The organism is Mycobacterium sp. NTMscope_MAC_269, from assembly GCF_976985695.1.
In genome coordinates this window covers 2,527,434-2,553,968 of sequence record NZ_OZ335668.1, presented here as the reverse complement: position 1 = coordinate 2,553,968, position 26,535 = coordinate 2,527,434, and the positions used below count along the sequence as shown (strand labels likewise).

At 65.0% G+C, this 26,535-nt stretch carries 25 protein-coding genes; 12 read left to right on the top strand and 13 right to left on the bottom strand.

Going from position 1 to position 26,535, the window contains the following annotated elements; translation table 11 throughout:
- Window positions 1-99 precede the first annotated feature (99 nt).
- Complete coding sequence (locus tag ACZ50Z_RS11920) at window positions 100-1,719, top strand: thiolase C-terminal domain-containing protein (RefSeq protein ID WP_464483739.1); 1,620 nt, start codon at window positions 100-102, stop codon at window positions 1,717-1,719.
- 10 nt (window positions 1,720-1,729) lie between these two features.
- On the opposite strand, the gene ACZ50Z_RS11915 is transcribed toward ACZ50Z_RS11920, so the two are convergent.
- From ACZ50Z_RS11915 to ACZ50Z_RS11895, 5 genes are all read right to left on the bottom strand, one after another.
- Entirely contained in the window at window positions 1,730-2,893 is a 1,164-nt protein-coding gene (locus ACZ50Z_RS11915; RefSeq protein WP_464483738.1) for an NDMA-dependent alcohol dehydrogenase, read from the bottom strand.
- Between the two features lie 29 nt (window positions 2,894-2,922).
- Window positions 2,923-4,395: an aldehyde dehydrogenase family protein gene (locus ACZ50Z_RS11910; protein WP_464483737.1), complete on the bottom strand. Its 1,473-nt coding sequence runs from the start codon at window positions 4,393-4,395 to the stop codon at window positions 2,923-2,925.
- Window positions 4,389-5,183: an SDR family oxidoreductase gene (locus ACZ50Z_RS11905; RefSeq protein WP_464483736.1), complete on the bottom strand. Its 795-nt coding sequence runs from the start codon at window positions 5,181-5,183 to the stop codon at window positions 4,389-4,391. The genes ACZ50Z_RS11910 and ACZ50Z_RS11905 overlap by 7 nt, the downstream gene beginning before the upstream one ends.
- Window positions 5,184-5,185: 2 nt before the next feature.
- Window positions 5,186-6,466, bottom strand: a complete 1,281-nt coding sequence (locus ACZ50Z_RS11900; protein ID WP_464483735.1) for an amidohydrolase family protein — start codon at window positions 6,464-6,466, stop codon at window positions 5,186-5,188.
- A gap of 118 nt (window positions 6,467-6,584) precedes the next feature.
- Window positions 6,585-7,217: a TetR/AcrR family transcriptional regulator gene (locus tag ACZ50Z_RS11895; protein ID WP_464483734.1), complete on the bottom strand. Its 633-nt coding sequence runs from the start codon at window positions 7,215-7,217 to the stop codon at window positions 6,585-6,587.
- A 121-nt stretch (window positions 7,218-7,338) separates the two neighbouring features.
- Between ACZ50Z_RS11895 and ACZ50Z_RS11890 the strand changes: the two genes are divergently transcribed.
- Window positions 7,339-8,481, top strand: coding sequence for an ABC transporter substrate-binding protein (locus ACZ50Z_RS11890; protein WP_464483733.1), 1,143 nt, complete (start codon window positions 7,339-7,341; stop codon window positions 8,479-8,481).
- Here the strand turns inward: ACZ50Z_RS11890 and ACZ50Z_RS11885 are convergent.
- Complete coding sequence (locus tag ACZ50Z_RS11885; RefSeq protein WP_464486200.1) at window positions 8,473-9,528, bottom strand: NAD(P)H-dependent amine dehydrogenase family protein; 1,056 nt, start codon at window positions 9,526-9,528, stop codon at window positions 8,473-8,475. The two genes, ACZ50Z_RS11890 and ACZ50Z_RS11885, sit on opposite strands and share 9 nt — an antisense overlap.
- A 131-nt stretch (window positions 9,529-9,659) precedes the next feature.
- On the opposite strand from ACZ50Z_RS11885, the gene ACZ50Z_RS11880 reads away from it, so the two are divergent.
- The 3 genes from ACZ50Z_RS11880 to ACZ50Z_RS11870 are packed head-to-tail and all read left to right on the top strand — an operon-like array spanning window position 9,660 to window position 13,020.
- Complete coding sequence (locus ACZ50Z_RS11880) at window positions 9,660-10,898, top strand: cytochrome P450 (protein WP_464483732.1); 1,239 nt, start codon at window positions 9,660-9,662, stop codon at window positions 10,896-10,898.
- A gap of 15 nt (window positions 10,899-10,913) precedes the next feature.
- Window positions 10,914-11,978: an NAD(P)H-dependent amine dehydrogenase family protein gene (locus ACZ50Z_RS11875; protein ID WP_464483731.1), complete on the top strand. Its 1,065-nt coding sequence runs from the start codon at window positions 10,914-10,916 to the stop codon at window positions 11,976-11,978.
- A gap of 43 nt (window positions 11,979-12,021) precedes the next feature.
- Window positions 12,022-13,020 carry a hypothetical protein gene (locus ACZ50Z_RS11870; protein WP_464483730.1) on the top strand — a complete coding sequence of 333 codons (999 nt, stop codon included), beginning with the start codon at window positions 12,022-12,024 and terminating at the stop codon, window positions 13,018-13,020.
- Between the two features lie 6 nt (window positions 13,021-13,026).
- On the opposite strand, the gene ACZ50Z_RS11865 is transcribed toward ACZ50Z_RS11870, so the two are convergent.
- Together ACZ50Z_RS11865 and ACZ50Z_RS11860 are read right to left on the bottom strand one after the other, a co-directional pair.
- Entirely contained in the window at window positions 13,027-13,830 is an 804-nt protein-coding gene (locus ACZ50Z_RS11865) for an SDR family NAD(P)-dependent oxidoreductase (protein ID WP_464483729.1), read from the bottom strand.
- 15 nt (window positions 13,831-13,845) lie between these two features.
- Window positions 13,846-14,625 carry an SDR family oxidoreductase gene (locus tag ACZ50Z_RS11860; RefSeq protein ID WP_464483728.1) on the bottom strand — a complete coding sequence of 260 codons (780 nt, stop codon included), beginning with the start codon at window positions 14,623-14,625 and terminating at the stop codon, window positions 13,846-13,848.
- 294 nt (window positions 14,626-14,919) lie between these two features.
- Between ACZ50Z_RS11860 and ACZ50Z_RS11855 the strand changes: the two genes are divergently transcribed.
- Genes ACZ50Z_RS11855 through ACZ50Z_RS11845 form a run of 3 tightly spaced genes read left to right on the top strand, consistent with a single transcriptional unit; the run spans window position 14,920 to window position 17,747 of the window.
- Window positions 14,920-15,936 (top strand): hypothetical protein, encoded by a 1,017-nt coding sequence (locus ACZ50Z_RS11855; RefSeq protein WP_464483727.1) that lies wholly within the window; start codon window positions 14,920-14,922, stop codon window positions 15,934-15,936.
- 6 nt (window positions 15,937-15,942) lie between these two features.
- The gene (locus tag ACZ50Z_RS11850) at window positions 15,943-17,046 is read left to right on the top strand and encodes a dihydrodipicolinate reductase (RefSeq protein ID WP_464483726.1); all 1,104 of its coding nucleotides are present in this window, start codon (window positions 15,943-15,945) and stop codon (window positions 17,044-17,046) included.
- Entirely contained in the window at window positions 17,043-17,747 is a 705-nt protein-coding gene (locus tag ACZ50Z_RS11845) for an alpha/beta hydrolase (protein ID WP_464483725.1), read from the top strand. Before ACZ50Z_RS11850 ends, ACZ50Z_RS11845 begins: the two co-directional genes overlap by 4 nt.
- A 45-nt stretch (window positions 17,748-17,792) precedes the next feature.
- Here ACZ50Z_RS11845 and ACZ50Z_RS11840 read toward each other — a convergent pair whose 3' ends face one another.
- The gene (locus tag ACZ50Z_RS11840; RefSeq protein ID WP_464483724.1) at window positions 17,793-19,403 is read right to left on the bottom strand and encodes a class I adenylate-forming enzyme family protein; all 1,611 of its coding nucleotides are present in this window, start codon (window positions 19,401-19,403) and stop codon (window positions 17,793-17,795) included.
- Window positions 19,404-19,479: 76 nt separating this feature from the next.
- On the opposite strand from ACZ50Z_RS11840, the gene ACZ50Z_RS11835 reads away from it, so the two are divergent.
- The 4 genes from ACZ50Z_RS11835 (at window position 19,480) to ACZ50Z_RS11820 (ending at window position 23,208) form a co-directional block, all read left to right on the top strand.
- Window positions 19,480-20,049, top strand: coding sequence for a nuclear transport factor 2 family protein (locus ACZ50Z_RS11835; protein WP_464483723.1), 570 nt, complete (start codon window positions 19,480-19,482; stop codon window positions 20,047-20,049).
- A 135-nt stretch (window positions 20,050-20,184) separates the two neighbouring features.
- Entirely contained in the window at window positions 20,185-21,417 is a 1,233-nt protein-coding gene (locus tag ACZ50Z_RS11830; protein WP_464483722.1) for a CaiB/BaiF CoA transferase family protein, read from the top strand.
- On the top strand, window positions 21,414-22,646 hold the full coding sequence (locus tag ACZ50Z_RS11825) for a cytochrome P450 (protein ID WP_464483721.1): 1,233 nt from the start codon (window positions 21,414-21,416) through the stop codon (window positions 22,644-22,646). The genes ACZ50Z_RS11830 and ACZ50Z_RS11825 overlap by 4 nt, the downstream gene beginning before the upstream one ends.
- Before the next feature lie 13 nt (window positions 22,647-22,659).
- Window positions 22,660-23,208 carry a hypothetical protein gene (locus ACZ50Z_RS11820; protein ID WP_464483720.1) on the top strand — a complete coding sequence of 183 codons (549 nt, stop codon included), beginning with the start codon at window positions 22,660-22,662 and terminating at the stop codon, window positions 23,206-23,208.
- Here ACZ50Z_RS11820 and ACZ50Z_RS11815 read toward each other — a convergent pair.
- Genes ACZ50Z_RS11815 through ACZ50Z_RS11800 form a run of 4 tightly spaced genes read right to left on the bottom strand, consistent with a single transcriptional unit; the run spans window position 23,166 to window position 26,530 of the window.
- Complete coding sequence (locus ACZ50Z_RS11815) at window positions 23,166-23,783, bottom strand: TetR/AcrR family transcriptional regulator (protein ID WP_464483719.1); 618 nt, start codon at window positions 23,781-23,783, stop codon at window positions 23,166-23,168. The genes ACZ50Z_RS11820 and ACZ50Z_RS11815 overlap by 43 nt on opposite strands.
- A gap of 13 nt (window positions 23,784-23,796) precedes the next feature.
- Window positions 23,797-24,975: a lipid-transfer protein gene (locus tag ACZ50Z_RS11810; RefSeq protein WP_464483718.1), complete on the bottom strand. Its 1,179-nt coding sequence runs from the start codon at window positions 24,973-24,975 to the stop codon at window positions 23,797-23,799.
- Complete coding sequence (locus ACZ50Z_RS11805; protein WP_464483717.1) at window positions 24,972-25,424, bottom strand: MaoC family dehydratase; 453 nt, start codon at window positions 25,422-25,424, stop codon at window positions 24,972-24,974. The genes ACZ50Z_RS11810 and ACZ50Z_RS11805 overlap by 4 nt, the downstream gene beginning before the upstream one ends.
- Window positions 25,421-26,530, bottom strand: coding sequence for an acyl-CoA dehydrogenase family protein (locus tag ACZ50Z_RS11800; RefSeq protein WP_464483716.1), 1,110 nt, complete (start codon window positions 26,528-26,530; stop codon window positions 25,421-25,423). The genes ACZ50Z_RS11805 and ACZ50Z_RS11800 overlap by 4 nt, the downstream gene beginning before the upstream one ends.
- Window positions 26,531-26,535 lie beyond the last annotated feature (5 nt).

The window sequence follows — 26,535 nt, the reverse complement described above, 5'->3', positions numbered from 1 at the left end:
ACCATTGACGGCAATGAATATTTCTATTTTGGAGAATGCACATATCCATCTCGGCGAGCGGCTGCCGTTCCGCGGTCGTGCTACCGGCGGGCGAGCGAAATGAGACTACTGCCCCAGCTCACCCCGTGGAATGAATGGTTCTGGACCTCGGGCCAGGACGGCCACCTGCGCATCCAGCGCTGTACCGAATGCCATACGTACGTGCATCCACCGGTGCCGATCTGTCCGTCGTGCCGTGCGACATCGGCTGAACCCGAGGTGGTTTCGGGGCGGGCGACGGTGGTGGGCTATACGCTCAACGAGCATCCGTGGATCCCCGGGTTCGAGCCACCCTACGTCATCGCCGTGGTGGCGCTCGACGAGTGCGCCGACGTGCGGCTGACCTCCAACATCGTCGGCTGCCCTCCCGAGGAGGTGCACGTGGGCCAGCGCGTCACCGTGCGCTTCGAAAACGTTGACGACGTCTGGCTTCCGCTGTTCGAACCCGCAGGCGGCACCGACGAGCGAGACCTCGTGGGTCCTTCCGCGCCTCCCGCGCCGCGACGGCCGGTGACGGCCGAGCGGTTCGAGCACCGATCTGTGATCTCGGGCGTCGGCCGGTCTGCCACCGGCCGTAGGCTGATGGTCGATCCGTTGTCGCTGACGGTGGACGCCTGCCTGGCCGCCGTCGCCGATGCGGGCTTGGAACTTGCTGACATAGACGGTCTTTCGACGTACCCGGGTCCGGTGGGCATGGGCATGAGCGAAGGCGGGATCGGAGCCGTTGAAGAGGCGTTGCGCATCCACCCAACCTGGATCAACGGCGGCATGGACCTGCCCGGTCAGGGCGGTGCGATCATCGCCGCGATGCTGGCGGTGTCCGCGGGCCTCTGCCGGCATGTCCTGTGCTTCCGGACGGTGTGGGAGTCGACCTTCGCCGCGCTTCGGCTGCCCGGGGGCGGCGGACGGGTGACGGGCCCGCAGCAGTGGTCGTTGCCGTTCGGCGCCGCCTCCGCCGCCAACTGGATCGGCGTGAATGCCAACCAGTATCTGCACCGATACGGCGCCGACCGAGAACTCTTCGGCATGATCGCCGTGAACGCGCGCCGCAATGCCGCGCTCAACCCGTTGGCCATCTACCGCGACCCGATGACGATCGACGACTACTTCGCCGCGCGCCCCATCACCTCACCCTTCGGCTTGTACGACTGCGACGTTCCCTGCGACGGTTCGATCGCGGTCGTGGTCTCCGATGCCTCGGCCGCCGGCGACCTGCCACGTCCGGCGGTGCGCTGCGACGCCATCGGAACACAAGTCGCCGAACGCATCTCGTGGGACCAGGGAACCCTGACCCATGAGCCCCAGGTCATCGGCCAGGCCGCGCACTTGTGGAGTCGCACTGACCTGCGACCCAAGGACGTCGACCTGGCCCTGTTGTACGACGGCTTCACGTTCAACTGCGTGTCGTGGCTCGAGGCCCTGGTTTTCTGCGGATTCGGTGAGGCCCAGGGATGGCTGGACGGTGGCAGGCGCATCGCACTGGACGGCGAACTCCCACTGAACACGCACGGTGGCCAGCTCTCGGAGGGACGCCTCCACGGATTCGGCTTCGTCTACGAGGCGGTGCTGCAATTGCGCCACCAGGCCGGTAGCCGTCAGGTCAAAGACGCCCGCACCGCCGTCGTCAGTACCGGTGGGGGAGTCCCGTCCGGGGTCATGCTGTTGCAGCGCGCGACCTGACGTCGCAACGCTATTCGAACGCGATGACGCCGCGGATGTTCTTGCCGTCGCGAAGGTCCTTCATGGCCTCGTTGATGTCGTCGAGCTTGTATTTCTGCGTGACCAGCTCGTCGAGCTTGATCAGGCCCGCCTCATACATCGCCAAGAGTTTCGGCATAGCCTCGCGCGGGTTCAGCTCGCCGTAGAGCACGCCTTTGAACGTCTTGCACGAACTGACCATGTCAGTGAGGACGATCGGCACCATCAGGTCGGTGATCTTCGGCATCCCGGTCAGCACACAGGTTCCGCCCTTGCGCAACAACATCATCGCCGTCAATATCATGTCCGCCGGCACGACCCCGGGCGTGAGAACAACCCGGTCGGCCATCACGCCCCAGGTGATCTCCTTGACCAGGTCAAGCGCGGCACCGATGTCGACGGCGGTATGAGTGGCGCCGAATGTCGGCGCGACGTCGCGTTTGAATTCGTTGGGGTCGACCGCGACAATGTGCTTGGCGCCGGCGACTTTCGCGCCTTGCACGGCGTTCATGCCGATTCCACCGACACCGACCACGACGACGGCGTCGCCCGCTTGGGTTCCCGCTGCCACCGATCCCGACCCGAATCCCGTCGTCACCCCGCAGGACACCAGCGAGGCGGCCTCGAGCGGAATCCAGTCGTGGACTTTGACCAGCGAGCGCTCGGAGGCCACCACGTACTCGGAGAAGGTGCCGACCTGCATCATGGCCATGAGGTCCTCGTCGCCGAGGTGGCGCCGGCGGGTGCCGTCGGTGGTCATGGCCTTGCTGTAGATGTCGGCGCCCACGTCGCACAGGTAGGTGTAGCCGCTGGCGCACCATCGGCAGTTGCCGCACGCCGGCAGGAACGAAATAGCCACGTGGTCACCGGGCTTCAGCGTCGTCACCCCGGGCCCGACCGCCTCGACGACACCGGAACCCTCGTGCCCGCCGAGCATGGGGAACCATTCGGGGACCGGAAGTCCGGACGCCCGCATCATCTCCTCCATCTCCGCGGTCGGCACACTGTCGCCGGTATAGAAGTGTTCGTCGGAGTGACAGATCCCCGCATAGGCCATCTTCACCAGCACTTCGCCGGCGTGCGGCGGATCGAGCTCTACTTCGGTGACTTCCCAGTCCACACCGACACCGCGCAACACCGCTGCTTTCGATTTCATAGCGTCTCTTTCGTTGGGGCGGATTCCGGTCAGGACACCGGCCAGCCGACAGTCTTTGTCTCGGTGAAGATCTCGAGGCCCTCGATGCCGCATTGGCGGCCCACGCCCGACTGCTTGTAACCGCCGAATGGCGCGTCTGCGCCGTACCACAGTCCGCCGTTGATGCCGAGCGTGCCGGTTCTGATCCGGCTCGCCACGGACTTGGCGCGCTCGAGGTCGTTGGCGAACACCATGCCCGACAGGCCGTAGATCGATTCGTTGGCGATCCGCACGGCGTCGTCGTCGCCGTCGAAGCCGATAACCGAAAGCACCGGCCCGAAGATTTCCTCCTGTGCGATGGTCATCCTGTTGTCGACGTTGGCGAACACGGTCGGCTCGACGAAATAGCCCCTCGGCAGGTGCTGGGGGATTCCGCCGCCGGTGACGAGTCGGGCACCTTCCTGCTTGCCCTTCTCGATATATCCCAGGACCCGCTCGTGTTGCTTCTTGGACACCACGGGCCCTTGCAGGACCGAGGGATCGGTGGGGTCACCGTATTTGTTCTTTTCCATGGCGGCCTTGACGATTTCGACCGCTTCGTCGTAGCGAGAGTTCGGCACCAGCAAGCGGGTGGGCATTGCGCAGCCCTGCCCGGCATGCATGCAGATGAAGGCGCTGCCGCCGACGGCGCCGCCGATGTCACCGTCTTCGTCCAGCACCAGGTAGACGGACTTGCCGCCGAGTTCGAGAAAGGTGGGTTTGACGGTCTCGGCTGCGGCTGCCATGACGCGCCTGCCGGTGGCCGTCGATCCGGTGAACGCCACCATGTCGACCAACGGCGACGTCGAAATCACCTCCCCGACAAGGTGATCAGAGGAGGGCACGATGTTGATCACCCCGGGCGGGATGTCGGTGTGTTCGGCGATGATCCGGCCGATCCTGGTGGCGTTCCACGGCGTGTCCGGGGCGGGCTTGAGCACGCAGGTGTTGCCCATCGCCAGGATGGGGCCGATCTTGTTGAGGATGATCTCGAAAGGGAAGTTCCACGGGGTGATGACGCCGACGACGCCGATCGGCTCTTTCCAGATCTCGCGGGTCGTGAGGCTGCCCATGCCGAACGCGTCCTTGTCGGGAAGCGGACGCTTCCAGGCGAATTCGCCGATCATGCCGGCGGGCCAGGTCAACGCCTCGTTAAGGGGCACGTCCAGCTGCGGCCCGTAGGTCGACAACACTGGGCAGCCCACTTCGGCGACGAGTTCGGCGCGCAGGTCTTCGCGCTCCGCCTCGAGCGCCGCCTGCAGTTGTCGCAGTCCCGCGGCCCGGGCATCGCCGTTGCGTGACCACTCGGTGTTGTCGAACGCGTGCCGCGCCGCGGCGATGGCGCGTTCCATGTCGGCGCGGGTCCCGTCGCAGGTGGCGCCGAGGATCTCTTCGGTCGCCGGATTGATGTTGTCGAACTGCCGTCCGGTCTCGGACTCGACGAGCTTGCCGTCGATGAGCATTCGCGATTCGTGGTTCACCATTGGCGAAGTTCCTTCACTGCGTCGGAGGCTCGCGGAGCCAGGGTCAGAGAGGGAATGAAACTGCTATTGCCGCAACGGATGACGGAATGTACGACTTCGGTCAGATGGTCGGCGTCGACGAGTCCGCCCAGCATGTACTTGTTTTCCATCCAGAATTTGATCGCCGATTCCAGGGCATCCGGGTCCCAGCTCTTGTTGAACTCGGTTTGCGCGTCGCCGGTGCCGCCGAGGCTGTCGCCCACCGCCAGACGGGTGAAGCCGATCTCCGGATGTTCGATGCGCCAGGCCTCGACGAGCTTGTCCAGTGCGCCCTTGGTCACCGCGTACGCGCCGAGCAGCGGCCACGGAGTCGTGTAGGACGCACTGAGCGACGACAGGTAGACGGCCGAGCCGGCCGATGCCGCCAGGTGGGGCGCCGCGGCCGCTGTGACCAGCGAAGCCCCGGTGACGTTGGTGGCGAATAACTGTGCCCATTGTTCCGCGGTCATCTCGCGCAGTGGCGCCAGCACTCCCATACCGGTCGTGTACACCAGGGCGTCGAGACCGCCGAGCGCGTCGACCACTTCGGACATGGCCTTGCGGCACGCGTCGGTCGCGGTGACGTCACACGCGACCGCCACCGCGCCGTTGCCGGCGTCCTTGGCGGCCTCGACCAACCTGTCATATCGACGCGCCAGCAGCGCGACATGGGCGCCCCGGTGCGCCAGTCCGGTGCCGATGCATCGGCCGAGACCGGCGGAGGCGCCGACGACTGCGACTCGCAACGGTGGGTGTCTCGTGTCAGACATTGTCAGACATCGAGTTTCGCGCTGACGGAGCCGAGGGTCGCACCCGCGGTCCGTTCGAACCGGCCGTGATCGAAACTGCGGATCTCGACGTCGTGATCACCGACCCCGGCACGCAGCGCGCCGACCGTGCACTGCTCGCGGGCTCGGTGCTCGAACGGGTCGAACGAATACCACCGGCAGGCATTCTCGTAGGTGATCTTGTTGACCTCGCCGTCGGGCATGCCGGCCATGACGAGCGCGAGTTCCTCGGCCGCCGTGGGCCACGACGAATCGGAGTGCGGATAGTCGCATTCCCAGGCAATGTTGTCGATGCCGACGTCGTGGCGCAGCTTGACTCCGATCGGGTCGGCGATGAAACAGGTTAGGAAGCGCTCCCGGAAGACCTCGCTGGGCAGCCGGTCGCCGAAGTCCTGGCCCGTCCACCGATGATGCATCTCGTACGTGCGGTCGAGCCGGTCGACGAAATACGGGATCCACCCGGTGCCGCCCTCCGAGAGGGCGAACCGGACATCGGGGAACTCCTTGATGACGCGCGACCACAGCAGGTCGGCGGCCGCCGAGCAGACATTCATCGGCTGCAGCGTGATCATGACGTCGATGGGGGCGTTGTCCGCAGTCATCGTGATCTTGCCCGAGGACCCCAAGTGGACGGAGAGCACCGTATCGGTGTCCGAGAGCGCGCGCCACATCGGATCCCAGTACTCGTCGTGGAAGCTCGGAAAGCCCAGGGTGGCGGGGTTCTCGGTGAAGGTTACTGAGTGGCAACCCTTCTCGGCATTGCGTCGGATCTCCTTGGCGCACAACTTCGGATCCCACAGCACGGGTAATCCCATTGGCAGGAACCGCCCGGGATAAGAGCCGCACCACTCGTCGATGTGCCAGTCGTTGTAGGCCTGGGTGACGGCAAGGGCGAGGTCTTTGTCGGGATGCGTGGCGAACAACCGGCCCGCGAAACCGGGGAAAGACGGGAAGCACATCGACCCGAGCACACCGCCGGCGTCCATGTCCTTGACTCGCTCATGAATGTCGTAGCACCCCGGTCGCATCTCGTCGAAGGCCGTGGGTTCGATGCCGTACTCCTCGCGTGGGCGGCCCGCCACGGCGTTGAGGCCGATATTCGGAATGATCGCGCCGTTGAAGGTCCAGACCTCCGAACCGTCGGACCGCCGAATCACCCGCGGCGCCTCGTCGGCGTACTTGTCCGCAACCCGGCCCTCGAACAGGTGCGGCGGCTCCACAAGGTGGTCGTCGACGCTCACCAAGATCATGTCTTCGGGCTGCATGGGTCTCCTAGTGCAGAGGTTGAGAGCGAGGTTATCAGGGTGTAGAGGAACTATATTCAATTGTGAAAATGCGCGTTTTCACGATGGCGACGTTCAGCCCGGGGCCGGGCCAGGATGATCACCGCCGCAATATTTTTCGGGGCTCGACGGCGAAGGAAAGCAGCAGCCGGTCGAGGACTTTGGCGGCCCGTCGGCGCGCCGCGGTGGGGTTTGCGGAGTGCGCAACCAGAAGCGAGGCCTCCTCGAGCGCGGCGACGAGCATGTGCGTCAGCTCCCCGACGGGTTGGTCGTCGATGATGCCCGCTGCGATCGCCTCGCGGACCACGTCGTTGATGAGGGCGATGCTGTTGCCCTCCTGAATTTCGCGCAGGGTCTGCCAGCCCAGCACCACCGGCCCGTCGACGAGGATCACCCTCTGTACGGCGGGCTCGGTTGCCGCTTCGAGAAACCCGTGCAGACCGATCGTGAGCCGTTCCCATGGGTCGACGCCGGGCGGGGGAGCGGCGATGGACCGAAGCGTGAGGTCGTTCTCGACGTCTTCGAACACGGCGCGAAACAGCTCGGCCTTGTCCTTGAAGTGGTGATAGAAAGCGCCGCGGGTGCCGACTCCCGACCTCGCCACGAGGTCACCGATGCTGGTATTGAAGAATCCCTGTTCCACGAACAGTTCCCGGCCCGCCTCGATCAGGTCGCGCCGCGTCTGCTCGCCGCGCGCGCGTCGATCGTCGTCCGCCCCACCGCGCTGCGCCATGTCGACGATCGTAGCAACATTCATTCTGAATGTTGAGTGTCAGGCGCGGCCGGTGTCGGCGCGCGACACCGACGAGACGGCAGGAGGCCTGTTTCAACCTCCATCCTGTATGTTGCCGGCTATGGCAGACGAGGTTCGCGCATACGGTTCGGTTGCACCGCTGAAAGTCGGCATGCTCAACGACTATCCGACGTCCGGCGATACCGATAACGACACCGTCGCCGCGCTGCGGCTGGTGATGGACGAAGCCTATGCCTCCGGACTGCTCGACCGGCCGATCGAACTCGTCATACGCAACGTCGTCGGCCTGCCCAACGGCACCTACCTCGCGGTCGAACGGGCCTTCGACGAACTCGTCGCGGAGGGCTGCCTGGCGATCTTCGGCCCGTGGGTATCGGACAACGTGGTGCCGCTGCGTTCCCATGTCGAGGTCACCGCGCGGGTTCCGATCGTCACCCTGTCGGGATCTGAGGGGGCGCTCGGCGAATGGTGCTTCGCACTGAACAACGGCTCGATGCCCGAGGAACCGGTCATGCTGGCCGCGGTGATGATCGGCGATCGCCGGTCACGCATCGCCATTGCCTATGAGTCGTCGCTCATCGGCAAGGAATACCTTGCCTTCGCCCAAAGAGCCTACGACGCGGCGGGTTTGAAGGTGGTCGCGACCGTGGCGATTCCACAGGTTGAGACTGACAAGGCCGAGGCGGTCACCGCGCTGCGCGCGGCGGAGCCCGATGCGCTGGTGCACGTCGGATTCGGCCACGGCCTGTGGGGTTTCACCGATGCGCTGCGGGCCGCGGGCTGGGATCCGCCGCGATACACGACGACGGCGTTCGAAATGGCGCACATCAATGCCGAGTGGATGCGGCACCTGTCCGGCTGGATCGGCCTGGACAGCTACGACGAGCGCAACACCGTCGGACAGGCCTTCCTCGACCGCTTCGAGGCGCGATACGGGCGCCGGCCGCGACACTCGATGCCGGGCCTGTCGCACGATGCCGCCACCGTGATCGTGCGTGGCCTCGCCGCGGCGCGCCCGCTGACCGGTGAGGGGGTGAAGAACGGGGTGGAGCAGGTGAAGCTCGTCCCGGCAGCCAGCGGCGCACCCGGCACGTTCTTGCGGTTCGGCCGGTTCGTCCGACAGGGCTGGATGGGATCCGACTATCTCATCGCCCGAAGGGTACTGCCCGATGGCAGCGCGCACGTTTTCCACGCGGCACCCAGCGACCACATCGCCCGCGCGGTCGCATCCACGTCACGCTAGTTGGATCGCGCCGAACACCGGGGCGGTCACGATGCCGGGTGGTTGGGCGAGCACGTAGGGAATGGCGCGTACCGCGCCCATCGCGATCATGAGGTGACCAGGCATGGCGTGCTGGCCCGAGGGCGCCATGCCGTCGAGCCCCACGTCGAGCTGGAGTTCGAAGCTGGGCTCGCCCTTGATGACCGCGCGGATCAGCGGCGCCTTCTCTCCGGGCGCCAGCGGCGCCATGCCCCACTGGGGAAGGTCACGGGTGAGCACCCACTCCTCGTGAATGGAAAGCAACGGCCGCCCGGACCAGTGTCCGACCCACGAAAACCGCTGCCCGACAACCGTTCCCGCCTCGATCGTGCCGGCCAAGACCTCGATGTCGTGCGACAGCGTGGTGGCGTCGACCGTCACATCGATGTGCGACAAGCTAATCCCCAGGACATCGGCCGTGGCGTTGAGGGCCTGGCGGTAGGCCATGTCGAGCTTCTTGATGATCGGGGAGTTAACGACATCTTCCGGTGGCCTCCCCATGCCCATGAGGTCCACCAGCATCGGTCGGCTGCCCACGGCCGAAACGTCGGTGGCCTCGTAGAGGTCGATGCGGTCGATGGACTTGCTCAGGCCCGTCACCGTCGCGACGAGTCGTTCGAACATGAAGCCGGGGTTCTCGCCCGCCGCGTGAAAGCGTGACCCGCCCGCTCGGCACGCCCTCGTGAAGGCCGATTCGGTCTCCGCGCCGTAGGTGGGTAGGTGGTTGTACGACGTCGTGGTGATGACGGTGCTGCCCGCCGCGAGAAGGCGGCAGATGTCCTCGGCGTTCGTCTCGACGGCGTGGGCCTTGCTGGCCGCGTGCACCACGACATCGGCGCCCAGGGCGATGATGTCGTCCTTGTCCGCTGTCGCGATCACGCCCGTTGTCGGCGGCAACCCGCAGAGTGCGCCCGCGTCGACGCCGGCCTTCGCCGGGTCGTATACCAGCACGCCCACCAGCTGATAACGCGGATTCTCAATCAGCTCCTGCAACGCGGCCCGACCGACGGCGCCGGTGGCCCATTGCACGACACGAATGACCAATCGAATGCTCCAGGTTGCGCTTTCGGATTGTGGCGATGTTCTGGTTCGTCCAACCTACATCATGTAGGTTTGCAACCGACAAGGTGTATGTTGAGCGGCCGTACGGGAGGTGGCACGTGGCGGAGCCTGCGGTTACTGACGACATCGAGCAACGCATTCGCGAAGCTCAGGAGAAGTTCAACGCCGGAATGGGCGCCGACGGCGACGCGACGCCCTACCCGCTGCTGCGCGAGTTGCGTCTGAAGGCGGCCGTTCACCCCGGGTGGCCGGAGATGGGCGTGCCCGAGGACGGACCCGAGGGCGCGAAGACATTCACGGCGTACTCGTTTGACGCGGTCAAGGCCGTCTTCACCGACAACATCACCTTCAGCACCCGGATCTATGAGGACGTGGTGCGTCCGCTGCAAGGTCCGACGATCCTGGAGATGCAGGAACCCGAGCACGCCACGTACCGCAGGTTGCACGAATTCGCGTTTGCCAGGTCATCGATGAAACGCTGGGACACCGAACTTGTTGGGCCCCTCGTGGATCGCACGATCGCGAAAATCCGCGACGACAAACGCGCCGACCTGGTCACTGCGGTGTTCATGCCGATCCCGGTCCGGATCATCGCCGCCCTGCTCGGGTTGCCCGAATCCGATATCGGTGAGTTCCACCGGCTGGCGATCGACCTGCTGGGCTTTCGCGCTGACATGGAAACCGCGTTGAGGGCCTCTGCGGAGATGAAGGAGTACTTCGTCGGAGTCCTTGCCGACCGGCGAAAGTCGCCGAAGGACGACATGGTGACCATCCTGTCCCAGGCCGAAATCGACGGGGTGAGAATGTCGGACGAACAAATCTACGGATTCATGCGCAACCTCCTGCCCGCGGGCGCGGAGACCACCTCGCGCTCGACAGCCAGCCTCGCATTCGGCCTGTTGACCCACACCGACCAACTCGATGCGGTGCGCGCCGACCGCAGCCTGTTGCCGCAGGCGATCGAGGAGGGCATCCGGTGGGAGACACCGCTGCTCAACTTCATCCGGGAAGTCACCGCCGACACCGAGATTTTCGGCCGCCATATCCCGAAGGGTTCGACGATGGTGGTGAACCTCGGCAGCGCCAACCATGACGAAACACGTTGGGAGGACGCCGAGGCCTTCGACATCTTCCGGGAACGCAAGCCGCACATCGGGTTCGGCCACGGCGCCCACGTGTGCTTGGGAATGCACCTGGCGCGGTTGGAGAGCACCAAGATCTTCAACGCGCTGCTCGACGAACTCCCGGGGCTGCGGCTCGACCCCGACGCCCCGCCGCCCTACGTGACCGGCACGATGTTCCGCTCGCCACCGCGCCTCGACGTGGTGTGGGACTGAAGGAGATCGCCTGACATGCCTCGCGTGATCCAGTGGGCGACCGGGGTGACCGGCACGATGTCGCTGCGCCACGTCTTGAGCCGGCCGGACCTGCAGCTGGTCGGCGTGCGGGTGTACGACGCGGCAAAAGCCGGGGCGGACGCAGGCACGCTGTGCGGGCTCCCGGAAGCAGGAGTGCTCGCGTCCGCCGATCGCGACACCATCATCGGCACCGACGCGGACGTGGTGCTCTACATGGGCAAAGTGGAGACCGACACGCCGGGCTGCTTTGCCGATGTCTGTGATCTGTTGGCCTCGGGTAAAAACGTGGTGGCTACCGGCAGCCGGTTTGTTCATCCGCGCTCGCTGCACGACTCGCTGGCGGACGGCATCGAAAAGGCTTGCCGTGCCGGCAGTTCGTCGTTTCTCGGGCTGGGCCTGTACCCGGGCTTCGTCGCTGAGTCGCTCGCGCCGATCCTGTCCCGCCTGACCGAGCGCACCGAGCGGATCAGTGTCCGGGAGGTGCTGAACTACTCGACCTACGCGAGCCACGACCTGATCTTCAACGCGATGGGATTCGGTCATGCGCCGGATGACCCGACGCCGTTGTTGTCCAACACCGACTATGCCGCGAGCGCATGGATCGGCAGCGTGACAGTGCTCGCGCAGGCGCTCGGACTCCGTATCCAGTCCGTCGAAGGGTTCCGCGAGGTCGTGACGACTCCGAGGGCGCTGACGGTGGCCGCCGGCGAGATTCCCGCAGGAACCGTGGGGGCCATGCGCTTCGGCGTCGTGGCCGACTGCGGCGAAACCACACTCGCCGTCGAACATCTCACCAGGATGGCCGACGACTTGGCCCCCGACTGGCCGACCGAGATCGGTTATGCGGTGACGTTTGAGGGCAAGCCCAGCATGACCCTTCAGCTCGTGATCGGCTCCCACAGCGAGGATCACACCGAGCAGGGCTGTCTGGCCACCGCGATGCACGCCGTCAACGCCATCCCCGCGGTGATCGCGGCCGAACCGGGACTCTACGACTTGTCGACGATCACCCCGTTCGTCGCGCACTGGACTGAGCGCGGCGCCGTACCAACGACGTAAGCGCTTACCCAAACATCCACCGCGACCCCGCGAGGAGAGTTGAGTGCTCAAATCGATTGATTTCCAGGTCCTTCGCGAGACACCGTCCCTCGCGCATTACCGGCGCGGGTGGCTCCCGGGCCCTGGCACGGGACTGTCGGGAATCTGGCTCGGCGCAGTCGTCGCCGACGCATCCGGTCAAAACTACTGGGGGGTGCGGGGATGCGACGACTTCCTCACCGGAATGACCCACGTCGTGTCCCCGGTGTGCGGATTTCGATCGCTGCCGAAAAACCTAGACGACGACGCGCCCCACCTTTACCTCGAATACTCGACGCTCGACTGGTTCGAACCGCTGCAATACGTCGACGACGGCGAGACCGTGCGGCTGTCGTATCCAAGCGGCCGGATCGAACGTAATTCCAACGGCTTTCACTGGTATGACGCCAGCAACCGATGGGAGATACACGGTCGGACCGTCAGCGACATCGTCCTCACGCACGTGCCCGCGCAGGACGGCATCGCCGACGACGTCTACTACCGCCACGAACTGATGTACGCCACCGGCACCGTCGACGGTGTCGAGGTATCCGGCTACGCACATCAGGACTTCGCTTACGGGCCGCCGGGAAAGGTGTACACCGAACTCCCCATCGCCCGGCACCTGCAAGGTATGTGGGTGTCCTGGCTGCATGAGCTCGACGACGGGCAACTGGGCGGGGGCAGCTTCTGGCAGGGGCGCGAAGGTGTGGCGTTCGGCCCGGGCTATCAGCTCAAAGACGGTGTCACCACGGTGCAGAAGGGCATCACCACGAAGCCGACATTCAACGAAACCGGACGGATGACCGCGTTGGAGGCGACTATCGGCACCGACTCGTACAGCTTCGCGTTCGAATCCAGTGGCAGCCCCCTGCACGTGTTCGGTTCCCTGACGAGCACCTCATCGGGTGCACGGCCGGCGCGCAGCTGGTGCTGGGTGGAGTACAGCGGAAATATGCTGACACCGGAGTTGCTCGACGCGGCCACCGCCGTGTTCAAGCTGGCGCGGGGACTCGATCGATGACGTGGGTCAGATGAAGTCCGATCCGCCGTCGACGTTGACGGTAGCCCCTGTGACGTAGCCATTGCGTCGTGACGCCAGATAGGCGGTGACGGAGGCGATCTCTTCGGGCACGCCGGCGCGACCGACATCGCAGGGATGCCCGTAGGTCTTCTCGACCCAGGTCATCACGTGCTTCGGATCCGAGGAGTCCAGCCCGTCGGCGGCGAGCGCATCCCGCAGGATTTCGGTGAAACTGGCCGTCACGATGGTGCCGGGGCAGACGCAATTGACCAGGATTCCCTCGGCACCAAGGCTTTTGGACAGGTTCTTGGTGAAGCTCGACAGTGCCGATTTGGCGGCCGTGTAGGCGACCAGGAGCGAGCTTTGGCGCTGGATCGAGTGCGCCGAGAGCGTGACGATGCGAGCCCAATCCGCCGATCGCAACATGGGCAGCGCGGCCCGCGCCGAGCGCACCGCGGACAGTGTGCCGAGGTCGAATGCGGCGTGCCAGTCGTTGTCGTCGAGGTCTTCGAACGCCCCCGCGCTTGGACCGACGGTGTGCACCAGGACATTCAGGCTGTCCCATGCATGACCAACGGACGCGAACGCCGACGTGATGGACTCGGCATCGGACATGTCGACGCTGATCGTCAGCACCTCGGGGGCACCCGCGCTGCGGATTCGCCGCGCAGCGCAGTCCAATGCGGACTGGCCGCGCGCCATGATCGCCACGGAAGCGCCCTCGGCGCCGAGACTCTCGGCGATCGCCAGCCCCATCCCCTTGCTTCCTCCGGTGACCACCGCCGTGGCGCCATCGAAACCCAGGTCCATCGAGTCGCCCTTTCCTTACCGGCTACCGGTGAACGCCTGCTGGCCCTTGATGATTCGGGGTGCCAGGTGAACGATCTCGCTGACCACGGTGGGGTTAGCACGCGAAATGGCAACAAGGGAAAGCATGGCGTTGGCCACGTCCTCGACGGTGGACATCTCGTCGGGGATCTGGCCCCCGTGCTCCCAGGCCCGGTAGAGATCGGCGAGCAGGTCGCGATCGGCTCCGCGCAGGATCTCGGTGTCACAGGTGGGTCCTACGCTGACCCGGATCAGTGCGATCTCGGGGTGTTCGGCCCGCCAGGAGCGCAGGATCTCGTCGAGCGCGGCCTTGCTCGCGTGGTAGGCCGCCACACCGGCACGGGGGCGGCCCACGTCGTGGCTGGACGCGACAACGACCGTGGCGTTGTCGGCCAAGTGGGGGAGTGCGGTCCGCAGGACGTGGGAGGCGCCCACGGCATTGACGGCGTACGCGTGCAGCCACGTCTCCACATCGGTCTCTTCGATCAACGCGAACGGCACCACGGCACTGGTGAATACGACGGCGTCCAGCTTCCCGAGGTGGGCGACAACGTCGTTGATGACGGATTCGATGGCGCGCGGATCGGACACGTCGAGCTCGTGTGCCGTTCCGCCGAGCCGATCGGCCAGCTCCGACAGGCGGTCCACCCGCCGTGCGGCGAGGGCCACCGCCGCGCCCCTGGAATGGGCGGCATGCGCCAACGCTTGTCCGATGCCGGAAGATGCCCCGATGATCAGCATCCGTGTCCCCGCGATGCTGGAGTGCCGGTCGCTCATACTCTGCTTCCTTCGGGTGGTTTCATGATTGACGGCTGCGCTGACGCTACCCCAATTCTCGCATGTGAGAATTAATATTCTCAGTGGGGCGGGTCGACGCCGTGGGGTGGCGGGCTAAATCCGATCAACTCAGCAGAAAGCTTGTTTACGCCCATCGGGAACGCATATTCTCGACGGTCGAGGGTCTCTCTCGCGGCGGGAAGGACGGAAGCGGATGCGGGACATGACGTCGCTTGCCCGGGGGTCATGACGAATACCGTTGACGCGGCTAGTGAACCAGGCTCGTCCGAACGCATGGGAACGGACCGCTCGCCGTCGCGGTCGAGCGTCGGGTGGGGGCTATTCATTGTCGCCTACCTGGCCTTTGCGGTCGTCACCGTCGCGACCGTCCAATCGGGCACCCACGGGGATGCGCGCATCACCAACCCTAGGCCGGGCCCGGCGCCATATCCGCCGTTCCTCGGGTTCGATAACTGGCCGCTGGTGGTCGCACTCAGCTCCATCCCGATGGCGATCGGCCTGATCGGAACGTTGGTGTGGCTCTCGGTGCGGCAGCGCAGGGTGCACTGGGCAGTGGTGATCGCGTTCGCGGGCCTGATCACCGGCGCGCTGGATCCGATGGCCAACTGGGCGACATTCGCGATCTTCGACCCGCGCATGCTGCACTTCCCGCTGTCATGGCCGTATGTGAACATTGCGCCGAATCTCGAGCCCGCGTTGTCCTTCCTCGGCGGCTACGCGGCCTATTACCTACTCAACGGGCTGGGAATCCTGCAACTTCACGACCGCTTCTTGGATCCGATGGTCCCGCGCACCAGTTGGCCTGCGCGCCACCGGCTTGCTGCGGTCTTCCTCGGTGCCTTCCTCATCGCTGTACCGCTGAACGGGCTTGTCCAGTTCACCTGGCTGAGGTTCGGCATTTTCTACTATGCCGAGGCGGTCGGACCCACCCTGCAGATCGGCCACGTCCATTTCCCACTCATCATGGCGGTGTACGACTCGTTCATCTTTGCCATGGTCGCCGTCATGTGCGTCCGTGACGACGGAGGCGAGCTGGTGCTGATCAACCAAATCTGCCGCCAACTTCCGGCGGGGCCGGGCCGCAACACGGTCACGCTGACGCGGCAGCTCCTCGTTTCGGCTTCGGTGGGTCTCGTATCGTTCGCGATACCGCTAGCGATACTGGCCGCACTGCGAGCCGCGGGGTTGTCGGCACCCGCGTATGAGCAAAACCCGTATCCGAATGTCAAGGTATACGACCCTTACGGGCACCTTGAGGAATCGGGCAAGCCGGGACCCTTCTACAAATGAGGTCTTATGACTGACAACGCCTTCGCCCGCTATCGCGTCGTCCATATCGGGACGGGTCTCACAGGAAGAGAAGCGCTCCGGGCCACGATCATCGACCCTGCACTTGAGCTTGTAGGGGTGAAGGTTTCCACCCCGAGCAAGGTTGGCACTGATGCGGGCCGGCTCTGCGGGGTGGGGGAGGTCGGCGTGACGGCGACCGGGGATATAGCAGACATCATTGCGCTGAAACCCGACTGCGTATCCTACTGTGCGACAGCGGTCCGCCGGGAGGAGGACGCAATCGCGGATATCGCCGCGCTGCTGGAGTCGGGAATCAATGTCGTGACGATCTCGACGATTCCGATGGTGTACCCGGACGCCGCGCCGGATCGTTGGCGTGCGGTGCTCGATTCAGCCACAAAGAAAGGTAATTCGACGTTCTACGCTACCGGCAGCGAGCCCGGCTTCATCAGCCTCAATCTTCCGACAGCGCTGCTTTCCGGCGCGGGCGCGGTGGATTCGTATCGGATGGATGAGTACGCGATCGCGTTGGATAAGTCCTATCCGATCTGGGATGTATTGCACGAGTCGATGGGTTTCGGCAAGCCGGACGGCCACGTGCCCGCGCGGATAGCCTCGGGCAAGGTGAATCATGACTGGGAGACGGTCGTACGCTATCTTGCGGACATCCTCGGGATCGAACTCGAGCGCGTGGAGCTCGATTGGGAGACAGTGCTGGCTCCAGGCAATCTTCCAACCGCCGTCGGTGTGGTGCCGTCGGGAACGATTTGTGGGCACCGCTGGAAGCTTTCCGGCGTTGTCAACGACCGGGACGTGGTGGCGGTTCAATATTTCGCGACTGTGAGTTCGACACCGTGGCCCGAAGACTGGCCGAAGCCCTCGCGGGAGGAACAGGGCGGCATGGTCATTCGCGTTGAAGGAAACCCCAGCATGAGCCTGGAACTGTACTTCGAACAGTCCCACGGAGACCGGATCAATCCAGGAATCACGGCCACCGCGATGGCCGCGGTCAATGCGATTCCTTGCGTGGTGGCGGCGCCTGCTGGCGTCATCGAATCACCACTGGCCGGAACCGGAATCGTCAGTCGACTCTCCCGCACCGCACGTTGACCGTATTCGCGCTGCTGCACGGCGGGCTGCATTATGGCTCCTGCTGGGATGAGGTCCGCACGGAGCTATCTCGGCGCGACCATCGCGCGGTCGCGCCGGATCTCCCGGTCGATGACGACTCCGCAGGAGCGCTGACGTGGGCGCGAGTGGCGATCGATGCGATCGACCGAGAAGTCGACGGTGCTTCCGAGGACGTTGTCGTGGTCGCGCACCCGATCTCGGGACTGTGCGCCCCCGTCATCGCCACCTTGTACCCGGTGTGCCACATGGTGTTTGTCGGTGGACTACTGCCCGTCCCCGGCCGGTCGTTCGTCGAGCACCTGGGTGCCAACCCCGACGCGATCACCTTTCCGGAACCGCAAGGGCACGGGGCCGGCCCGTTCGGCCTCAGCTGGGAGTCGGTACACGAAGGCTTCTACCATGACTGCCCGGAAACCTTGGCGCGTCGTGCATTCGACGAACTGCGGCACCAATCGTTCACTGTGTTCACCGAGCGCTGTCCGATCGATCGCTGGCCCGACACGCCGTCGACCTACGTGCTCATGCGGGATGACCGCGCGGTCGGGGAAGCGTGGGCACGGCGCAACGCGGTCGGTAGGATCGGAGCACGGATCGTCGAATTGGACGGCGGGCACTCGCCCTTCTTCGCCCGTCCGGCCGAGCTCAGCGCGGTCCTCCTGAAGTTAGCGACTTTGGCGTGAACGGAAGCCGACGAGCCAACGTGCCCGCGCGCATCCGGTTACCCCTTAGCGGCGCGATAACAGTCCGGAGAGCTGCTGCGCGAGCTCCGACTTCTTGACCTTTCCGGTCGCGGTGAACGGCAGGTCCTGTTTTGCGGTGACCCAGATGAACTTCGGCACCTTGTATGCCGACAGCCGGTCGCGCAGTTGCGCCCGCAAGGACTCGCCGTCGACCGCTAATTCCCCGCGCGGCACCACCGCCGCGGCGACCACTGTCCCGTCGTCGCTGTCGGCGCCGACCACGTACGCCTCGAGCACGCCGTCGCAGTCGGCCAGCGCCAGTTCCACTTCGCTGGGCGTGACGTTGGTGCCGCCACCCGTCTTGATCAGGTCGCCCAACCGTCCGGTGAATGTGATCCAGCCGTCGTCGTACTCGACGCCACAGTCGCCCGTCCGGTAGTAGCCGTCAGCCGTGAAGACCTCCTCGCGCTCACGCTTGTACAGGCGCTGCATCAACGAGTATCCGCGAACCCAGATTTCGCCGGGCGTGCCGATGGGCGACGGCCGCCCCGTGTCAGGGTCGACCAGCACATGGTGCAGCCCTTCGATTGGCAGACCGCCGGTTTCGGACCGATCGGGCGGCTGCGGCAGATAGGGGTCGCCCCCGATGTGATTGCCACACAGCTCCGTCATTCCCAGGCCACTAGAGCCCTTTGGCCGACGCTGGGGTGGCACCATCGCGGGCATGCTGGTGCGTTGCACCGAGCTCAGGTCGCGTGCGGGAAAATCGGGATGCTCGGCCAACGTCTTGCCCTGCTGCGGCCAGCCCAGCGTGATCGTCGCGCGGTGGCGCTCCATGAGCTCGAGCGCCTCGGCCGCGTCGAACGCGGGCTGGGTGACCAGCGTTGCGCCATGGTGAATCACCGCATGCAATCCGGTGATCAGTCCTCCCACCCAGAAGAATGGCATGGCGGTGAACATCACGTCATCGTGGGTGACGCCGTACATGAACGTGAGATTGTAGGTATGCCGTACGAGTGTGCCCTGGCTGTGCACGGGCCCCTTCGGGTCGCCGGTACTGCCCGAGGTGTAAATGATGGTCACGTCATCGGCTGGTGTCACACACAATTCCACGTCGACCAGGAAGTCGGCGTCGTCGGCCGACATCTCGCCATCACCGTCGATCGCTGTCATCCACGGCTGATCGGATGCGCCCCACACCGCAACGGTCCGCAGAAACGGCGCTTTTCGCACCGCGATGCGCCCGGGCTGGCGCTGATCGGAGAGCCCCGGCAGCGCCTCTTGCAGGCGGGCGACGAAGTCGTGATTGCGAAACCGCGGCCAGGTCAAGATGGCGCGCAGATCGGCATGGCGTGCGGTCCAGGCGAGTTCGGACGCCCTGTAGAACGTGTTGAGCGGCACCGCGACCGCGCCGATGCGCGTGGTGGCAAACCAGGCCAACGCCCAATCGACGCTGTTCGGCATCAAGATTCCGACGTGGTCGCCCTTGCCTATGCCCTCCGCCAACAGGGAAACCGCCAACGCGGCCGAGCGCCGGTCAAGGTCGCGATAGGTCAATTCCTGCCCTGCCACGATGAGGAACGGCTTGTCCCCGAAACGTGCCGCGCAGGACCTCACCAGAGCAGGAATCGTGGGCAAGATATTCGGGAAGGGCATGAGCGCAGGATAGTAGCCCTTGCGGAAAACGAGAACACAGATTCTCATGAAGTGGTCGTCGGCTTACAATTCCGCCATGTCCACAGAGTCGGGGAGTTCCGCCGGCGCCGATCGGTTTGACCGGGTGGAGTCGAGCCTCGCGATCAGTCAGCTGCCCAGCCGGTACGCCATGGCCCTCGATGCGCGCGATCTCGGCGCGCTGGTGGCGCTGTTCGTCGACGATGTCGACGCCGGCACCGAGGGCCAAGGCAGAGAAGCGCTCAAACGTTGGTACGACCGGGTCCTGCGGCGCTTTTACCGCAGCATCCACCTGATCTGCGGCCACCAATTCGATTTTGTCGACGCTGACCACGCGTCCGGGTCGGTGTATTGCCGTGCCGAACACGAGGAGGGCGCCGGGTGGTTCGTGATCACGATGCGCTACGACGACGTCTACGAGCGCCGCAACGGCCAGTGGCGCTTCGTCAAGCGGCGGGAGCATCCCTGGTACTCGGTCGACGTGACGGAGCGCCCGGGTCCGGAGTTCATGCGCTGGCCGACCGACGTTCGGCTGCGTGCGGCCATGCCCCAGCGCATGCCCACGTGGCGGGCCTTCTGGGCCGACGGAGATCCAGCGCTGCCCGAGCGGCTATCGGCGCGCCCATAGCATCCGGCGCTGGTCGCCTCCACGCGCCGACGCGGTTTACAAATCCACCCGAAACTGACATTCTCACATAGTGCAATCGAGCGTTTTCGCCGTTGCTGACCTGCCGGTGCGCTCGCACCCGTACCACTGAGATCAATGGAGGCCGTCATTTCCGACGACAAAGTGCTCAGCGGCGTCCGCGTGCTGGAGGTTGCGGCGTGGACGTTCGTACCGTCGGCCGGCGCCGTGCTGGCCGAGTGGGGCGCCGAGGTTATCAAGGTGGAGCCCCGCGAGGGCGGTGATCCGCAGCGCGGCCTCGTCACGATGGGCATCGTGGACGAGGGCGGTGGCACGGTCAACTACATGATCGAGATACCGAATCGGGGGAAGAAGTCGATCGGCGTCGATTTGAGCACCCCTGGCGGTCAGGAGGTCGTTCGGAAGCTCGCCGCCACGTGCGACGTATTTCTCACCAGTTATCTGCCGAGTCGCCGCAAGAAGATGGGCATCGACGTCGACGACATCAAAGCCGTGAATCCGGGTGTTGTGTACGTGCGCGGGTCGGGCCACGGCCCGAAGGGTCCCGATTCGGACAAGCCTGGCTACGACGGCGTCTCCTACTGGGCGCGCGGCGGCATCGCCACCATGCTCACCGAAGACGGCGACGAGTTGGTGCGGTCGCGGCCGGCCTTTGGAGATCTCCTCGGGGGCATGACAATCGCAGGGGGGATCGCGGCCGCACTGTACAAGAAGGCGACCACCGGTCGCGGCTCGGTTGTGGATGTCTCCCTGCTCGGGCTCGCGGCCTGGAACCTCAGTCCCGATGTCGCGGTGAGCCAGATCCACGGTGGCAGCTCGATCCCGAAGTACAGCCACGCCGATGCGCCTAACCCGTTGGTGGGAACCTACCGCACCAAGGACGACCGTTACGTCCAGCTGATGATGCTGCAACTCGACAAGTTCTACGCCGAAGCGATGCGTGCTTTCGGCCTACCGGAATTGATCGATGACGAGCGATTCGCCGATCCCGCATCGCGATTCGCCCACCGAACGGAACTCATCGCCCTCATGGACGATGTGTTTGCGAAGCGCACACTCGCCGAGTGGCGCGAACAGCTGGCCAATCTTTCCGGTGCCTGGGGAGTGGTGCAGACACCGGATGAGCTCTGCCATGACCCGGCGGTGACCGCGAACGGCTATGTCGCGCACACCGCGACGACGAACGGTTCGCCGTACTCGCTGCCCACGAACCCCGTCCAGTTCGACGAACGGGCCGTTGTCCCGCCCGGGGCTCCCGAACACGGCCAGCACACCGAAGAAGTCTTGATGGAGGCGGGCTTGGACTGGGACACCATCGCGAACTACAAGGAAACCGGGGCGATCCTATGAGTGCAACGCGATCGCGGATCGCGTCGGATAACCCCGTTGACTTCGACCCTTTCTCGGACGACTTCTTCAATGGTGCGTTCGACACGTACCGTCGCCTGCGCGACGAGGCTCCCGTTTATTACAACGCAAAGTGGGACTTCTGGGCCTTGACGCGTTACGAGGACGTGGCGCCCGCCACCAAGGACTACGAAACCTTCTCCTCTGCCAAGGGCGCCACGCTGGACATGGTGCAGGCGCACGACGATGCGCTGCCGGTGCCCAAAGTGATCATCTCGATGGACCCGCCCGAACATCAGAAGATGCGCCGGCTGGTGAGCAACGTGTTCACTCCCCGCGCTATCGCCGCGCTGGAAGACATGGTGCGCGAGAAGGTTTACGAGCGCCTTGACACGCTCGACCCGTCGTCCTTCGACGTGGTGGCCGACTTCTCTGCGCTGTTTCCGAACGAGGTCATCACGACCATGTTGGGAGTGCCGAAGCAGGATCGCGACCAGATCCGGCTCTGGCTCGATCTGCTGCTCGAACGCCGCCCGGGTGAGATCGCCACCACCGCAGAGGGTTACGAGGCCTCGACGAAGACCGGCATCTACTACTACAACCTGGTGCAAAAGCGCCGGACCGAACCCCGCGACGACATGATCAGCCGTCTCATCGAGACCGAGATCGAGCGAGACGGGCAGGTGGAAAAGCTCACCGACGTGGACATCACCGGCTTCGCCACCATGCTCGGGGGAGCGGGCGCGGAGACCGTCACCAAGCTCGTCGGCAACGCCGTGGTCGCCTTCGCCGAATTTCCCGACCAGTGGCGAAAGTTACAGGAGGACCGCACCAAGATTCCCGCCGCGATCGAGGAATTGTTGCGCTATGAGGCGCCATCGCAATACCAGGTCCGCACCGCCACCCGCGACGTGATGTTGCACGGCACGGTAATTCCCGAAGGCAGCGCCGTCCTGCTGGTCACGGGATCGGCGACACGCGACGAGCGCATGTTTCCCGATCCCGATCGGCTGGACATCGACCGCGAGCGCAAGATGGGCTTCAATCTCGCATTCGGGTACGGCATACACAGCTGTCTGGGAGCGGCGCTGGCGAGGATGGAGAGCCGCATCGCGCTGGAGGCGCTGCTCGATCTCCTCCCAGACTACGACGTGGACCGCAGCGGGCTGCATCGCGTGGCGATGTCGAACGTTTGTGGGTGGTCCAATGTGCCCGTGCGCAAGCGTGGTTAAGGAAGCAGGGACAATGGCGTCCGACCGAGTGGCCCGACACCGCAGGATCGCCCACGCAAAATGGGAGACTTACGCAAGCGCTCCGGATACCGGAAAAATTACCTATGGCGATGAGTGGATCTATGCGCCGGATGCCGTGATGATGTGCCCCTTGTTCAACGATGGCGCCGATCACCGGATGGCTGATCTCGCCTCCGACGAACTCTTAACGGCCATGCAGAACTTCGCGCCAGACGGTGACATGCTCACGTGCGAATTCCGCATGTGGTGGAAGCACATGCCCGACTTTCGAATTGTCACCCCTTTCGAATGCCGGCCGGCCGAGTGGGGGTTCGCGGTCCGCGACACCTATGCGGGCACGCTGGCCGACGGGACGGTGCTCGAGCTTCACGAGTGGGATTATGTGTGGACCAACGAAGAGGGTCACATAACTCGTTGGGAGTGGTTCGTCGATTCGCGGGAGTGGTACCCGTTCCTCGAGCTTATCGGCCTCGACCCCGACGGTCTGACGTATCAGGCCTACACGCTGAACTTCCTGCGAGAAGGCAGCATTGCGGGCTGAAATCCCCGCACCACAAAACCGCGGACGAAGTCCGCGACCACCTCGTCGTCGCTCATGTCGAGGTAGGGCGACGCGGTGGTGAACAGCGAGAACAGCATCCGCGCAAACCATTCCGTTGCCGAGCGGACGTCAAGGTCGGCGCGGACCTCGCCGGTCAGCCGCGCAGCCGAGACATAGGGTGCGAGAAACTCGCTGCATTCCCGCAGCAGGGTCGACGCATTCTTGGTCAACATCAGGCTGACCTCGTCTTGGTCGAAATAGGTTTCGGGCTCGACTACCCGGCGCGCCTGCGTGACGAAAACGCCCGCCCGGACCAGCTTTTCCTCCAGTGTGCTGCCACCGTGGCGGTCGATCGCCTTGGCCAGCCTGCGGTAGAAGCTCTGAGACGCCGCCTCCGCGCAAGACTCGACAATCGTCTCCTTGTCCCGAAAGTACTCGTAGAAGGTGCTTCTCGACACATCAGCGACGCGCACGATATCGACGATCGTCGTCTTCCGCAACCCGTGCGTTCGGAAGCACACGAACGCCGCCGAGATGAGCATCTCGCGGGTGTCGACCGCCGTCGCGTGCGTCACCTGGGATGCTCCCTCAGCGATCGGGTGCGAGGATCAGACCGCTCGTCGGCACGCCCGTGCCCGACGTGACAAGCACGTGTTCGACGTCGTCCACCTGATTGTGCGACGTGCCGCGGACCTGGCGGACACCCTCGGTGATGCCGTTCATGCCATGGATGTAGGCTTCGCCGAGCAGTCCGCCGTTGGTGTTGATCGGCATCCGGCCGCCCAGTGACAGCTCCTCGACCGAGACGAAGTCCTTGGCCTCCCCGCGGCCGCAGAAGCCGAGCTCCTCGAGCTGGGTGAAGACGAACGGTGTGAAGTGGTCGTAGAGGAAGGCCGTCGAAATGTCTTGCGGTTTGAGACCCGAATTGCGCCACAGCTTGTCGCCGACGACACCCATTTCCGGCAGCCCCGTGATCTCCTCGCGGTAGTAGCTGGTCATGACCTCGCCGTCGTAGGCGGCGCCCTGTGCGGCGGCGGTGATGACGGCGGGCGGCTTGGCCAGGTCGCGCGCTCGCTCGACGCTCGTCACCACCATGGCAACGCCGCCGTCGCTTTCCTGGCAGCAGTCGAGCAGTCTCAGCACGGGTTCGATGATCCACCGCGATTGTTGGTGTTGCTCAATGGTTATCGGCTTCTGGTAGAACCAGGCGTCGGGATTGTTCGCGGCATGCTTGCGGTCGATGACCGAGATCTTGCCGAAATCGGCGTTGGTGACGCCGTAGGTGGCCATGTACCGCTGGGCGTGCAAAGCGACCCAGGCGGCCGGCGTCATGAAACCGAACGGAGCGTAGGGTGCCATCCACAGTGGCGTCACGCCCGGCTGACGTCCGGCGCCGCCGAAGCGGAATCCGGAGCGTTCGTTGAACGCGCGGTAGCACACCACCGCTTCCGCCGCACCCGTCGCGACCGCCATCGCGGCCTGCATCACCGTTCCCGCGGCCGCGCCACCACCGTGTGGGACCCTGGTGAAGAACGTCAGGTCCCGGATCCCGACATTGCGGGCGACCTCGATCTCCTCGTTGTCGTCGACGCTGAACGTGACCATGCCGTCGATGTCGGCGGGACGAAGACCGGCGTCGCTGATGGCGGCTTTGACTGCCTCGCAGGCCAGTTGCATCTCGCTGCGACCCGACTCCTTGGAGAACTCGGTTTGGCCGATCCCGACGAGGGCGGCCCGGCCGCCGATACCGCAGGAGCCCCCGTTCATGCATCCACGCCTTCGAGCAGGCTGAGCACCGCGGTCCCCGAGACGTGGTCGCCGAGGCTGTTGGTTCCTTTGAACGTGACCTCGATGAATCCTTCGCCGTCGGCCGACGATTTGTCCGTGACGGATCCGGTGAAGCGCATCGGATCATTCGGGTAGGCCGGAACGCCGAGGCGAATGGACAACTTTTTGATCATCGCCTCGGGGCCTGCCCAGTCATGAAGGAACTTCACGCAAAGCCCATTGGTCGTCAGGATGTTCAGGAAAATGTCTTTTGATCCTTGGGAGTTCGCAAAATCGCGGTCATGGTGCACGGGCATGTAGTCGCGGGATGCGATGGCACCGGCGACGATCAGTGTGGTGGTCACCGGAACGTCCATCGGGGTGACTTCGTCCCCCACGTTGATGGAATTCCATGCGCGCGTGGTGGTGCGGTCGACGGTGGAGGTCATGTGTTTCCTTCCGTGTATGCGGCGCCGAGCCGGGCGAGTTGTTGGGGGGCGGAGCCTAACGAGAGCTCGATCTGCTTGGCCCACAGGAAATAGCGGTGCAGCGGGTAGGTGACGTCAATACCCATGCCGCCGTGCACCTGTTGGGCCGACGCGACGACCCGGGCGCCCGCTTCAGCGGCCCAGAACTTGGCGATGGCGGCCGCACGAGCCGCGGGCCGGCCCTCGGCGATCAGCCACGCCGCGTGCCACGTGGTCCAGCGAATCGCTTCGACGTCGATGAACGCGTCGGCCAGCCGCTGCTGCACGGCCTGGAATGAGCCGATGGGTCTGCCGAACTGCTCGCGTTCGCCGGTGTATGAGGCGGCGATCTTCAACGCGCGCTCGGTCACCCCGACCTGCATGGCACACAATCCGGCGAGCGCCCTGGCGTACAGCGAGCCGACGGCGTCCGCACCGCCGGCCCTGTTGAGCCGACGCCCGATCGCGCCGGCGAGCTCGACGTCGGCATACGGCTCGCCGTTGGTGGTGTCGGCCGGCGAGACGACGACGCCGTCTGTTGCCGTCTCGACGACGAACAGGCCGGGGCCATCGTCCGCCTGCGCCGAAACCACGATGGCGTCGGCAAGCTGCGCCGCGGGCACGAGCTCCTTCACCCCGGTGAGGGTCCAGGCGTCGGCATCAGCGCGCGCGATGGTGCGCGGCGCGGTCGGATCGGAATTCCCCGGTTCGGCGAGTGCGGCGGTCAGGATCGTGTCGCCGTCCACCACCTTCGGAAGGAACCGTTGCTGGATGCTCGAATCACCGTGCCGCGCAATCGTATCCGCGCCGAGCACCAGGGTCGCGTAGGCGGGGACCGGTGCGACGCTCCAGCCGACCTCGGCCAGGAGCACGCCGAGGTCGAGGAAGCTGCCACCGCTGCCCCCGACGGATTCGGGAAGCGCGATGCCCAGCAGGTCCGACGATGCCAGCTCCTGCCACAGCGCACGATCGAAGCGGTGCTCGCCCGATTCCAGGTCGGTGAGGTGTTCGGGCGTGGCGCGGTGGTCGAAGAGTTGACGAGCAACCTTGCCGACGGTCTCTTGTTCTTCGGTGAAGGAAAAGTCCATGTTCG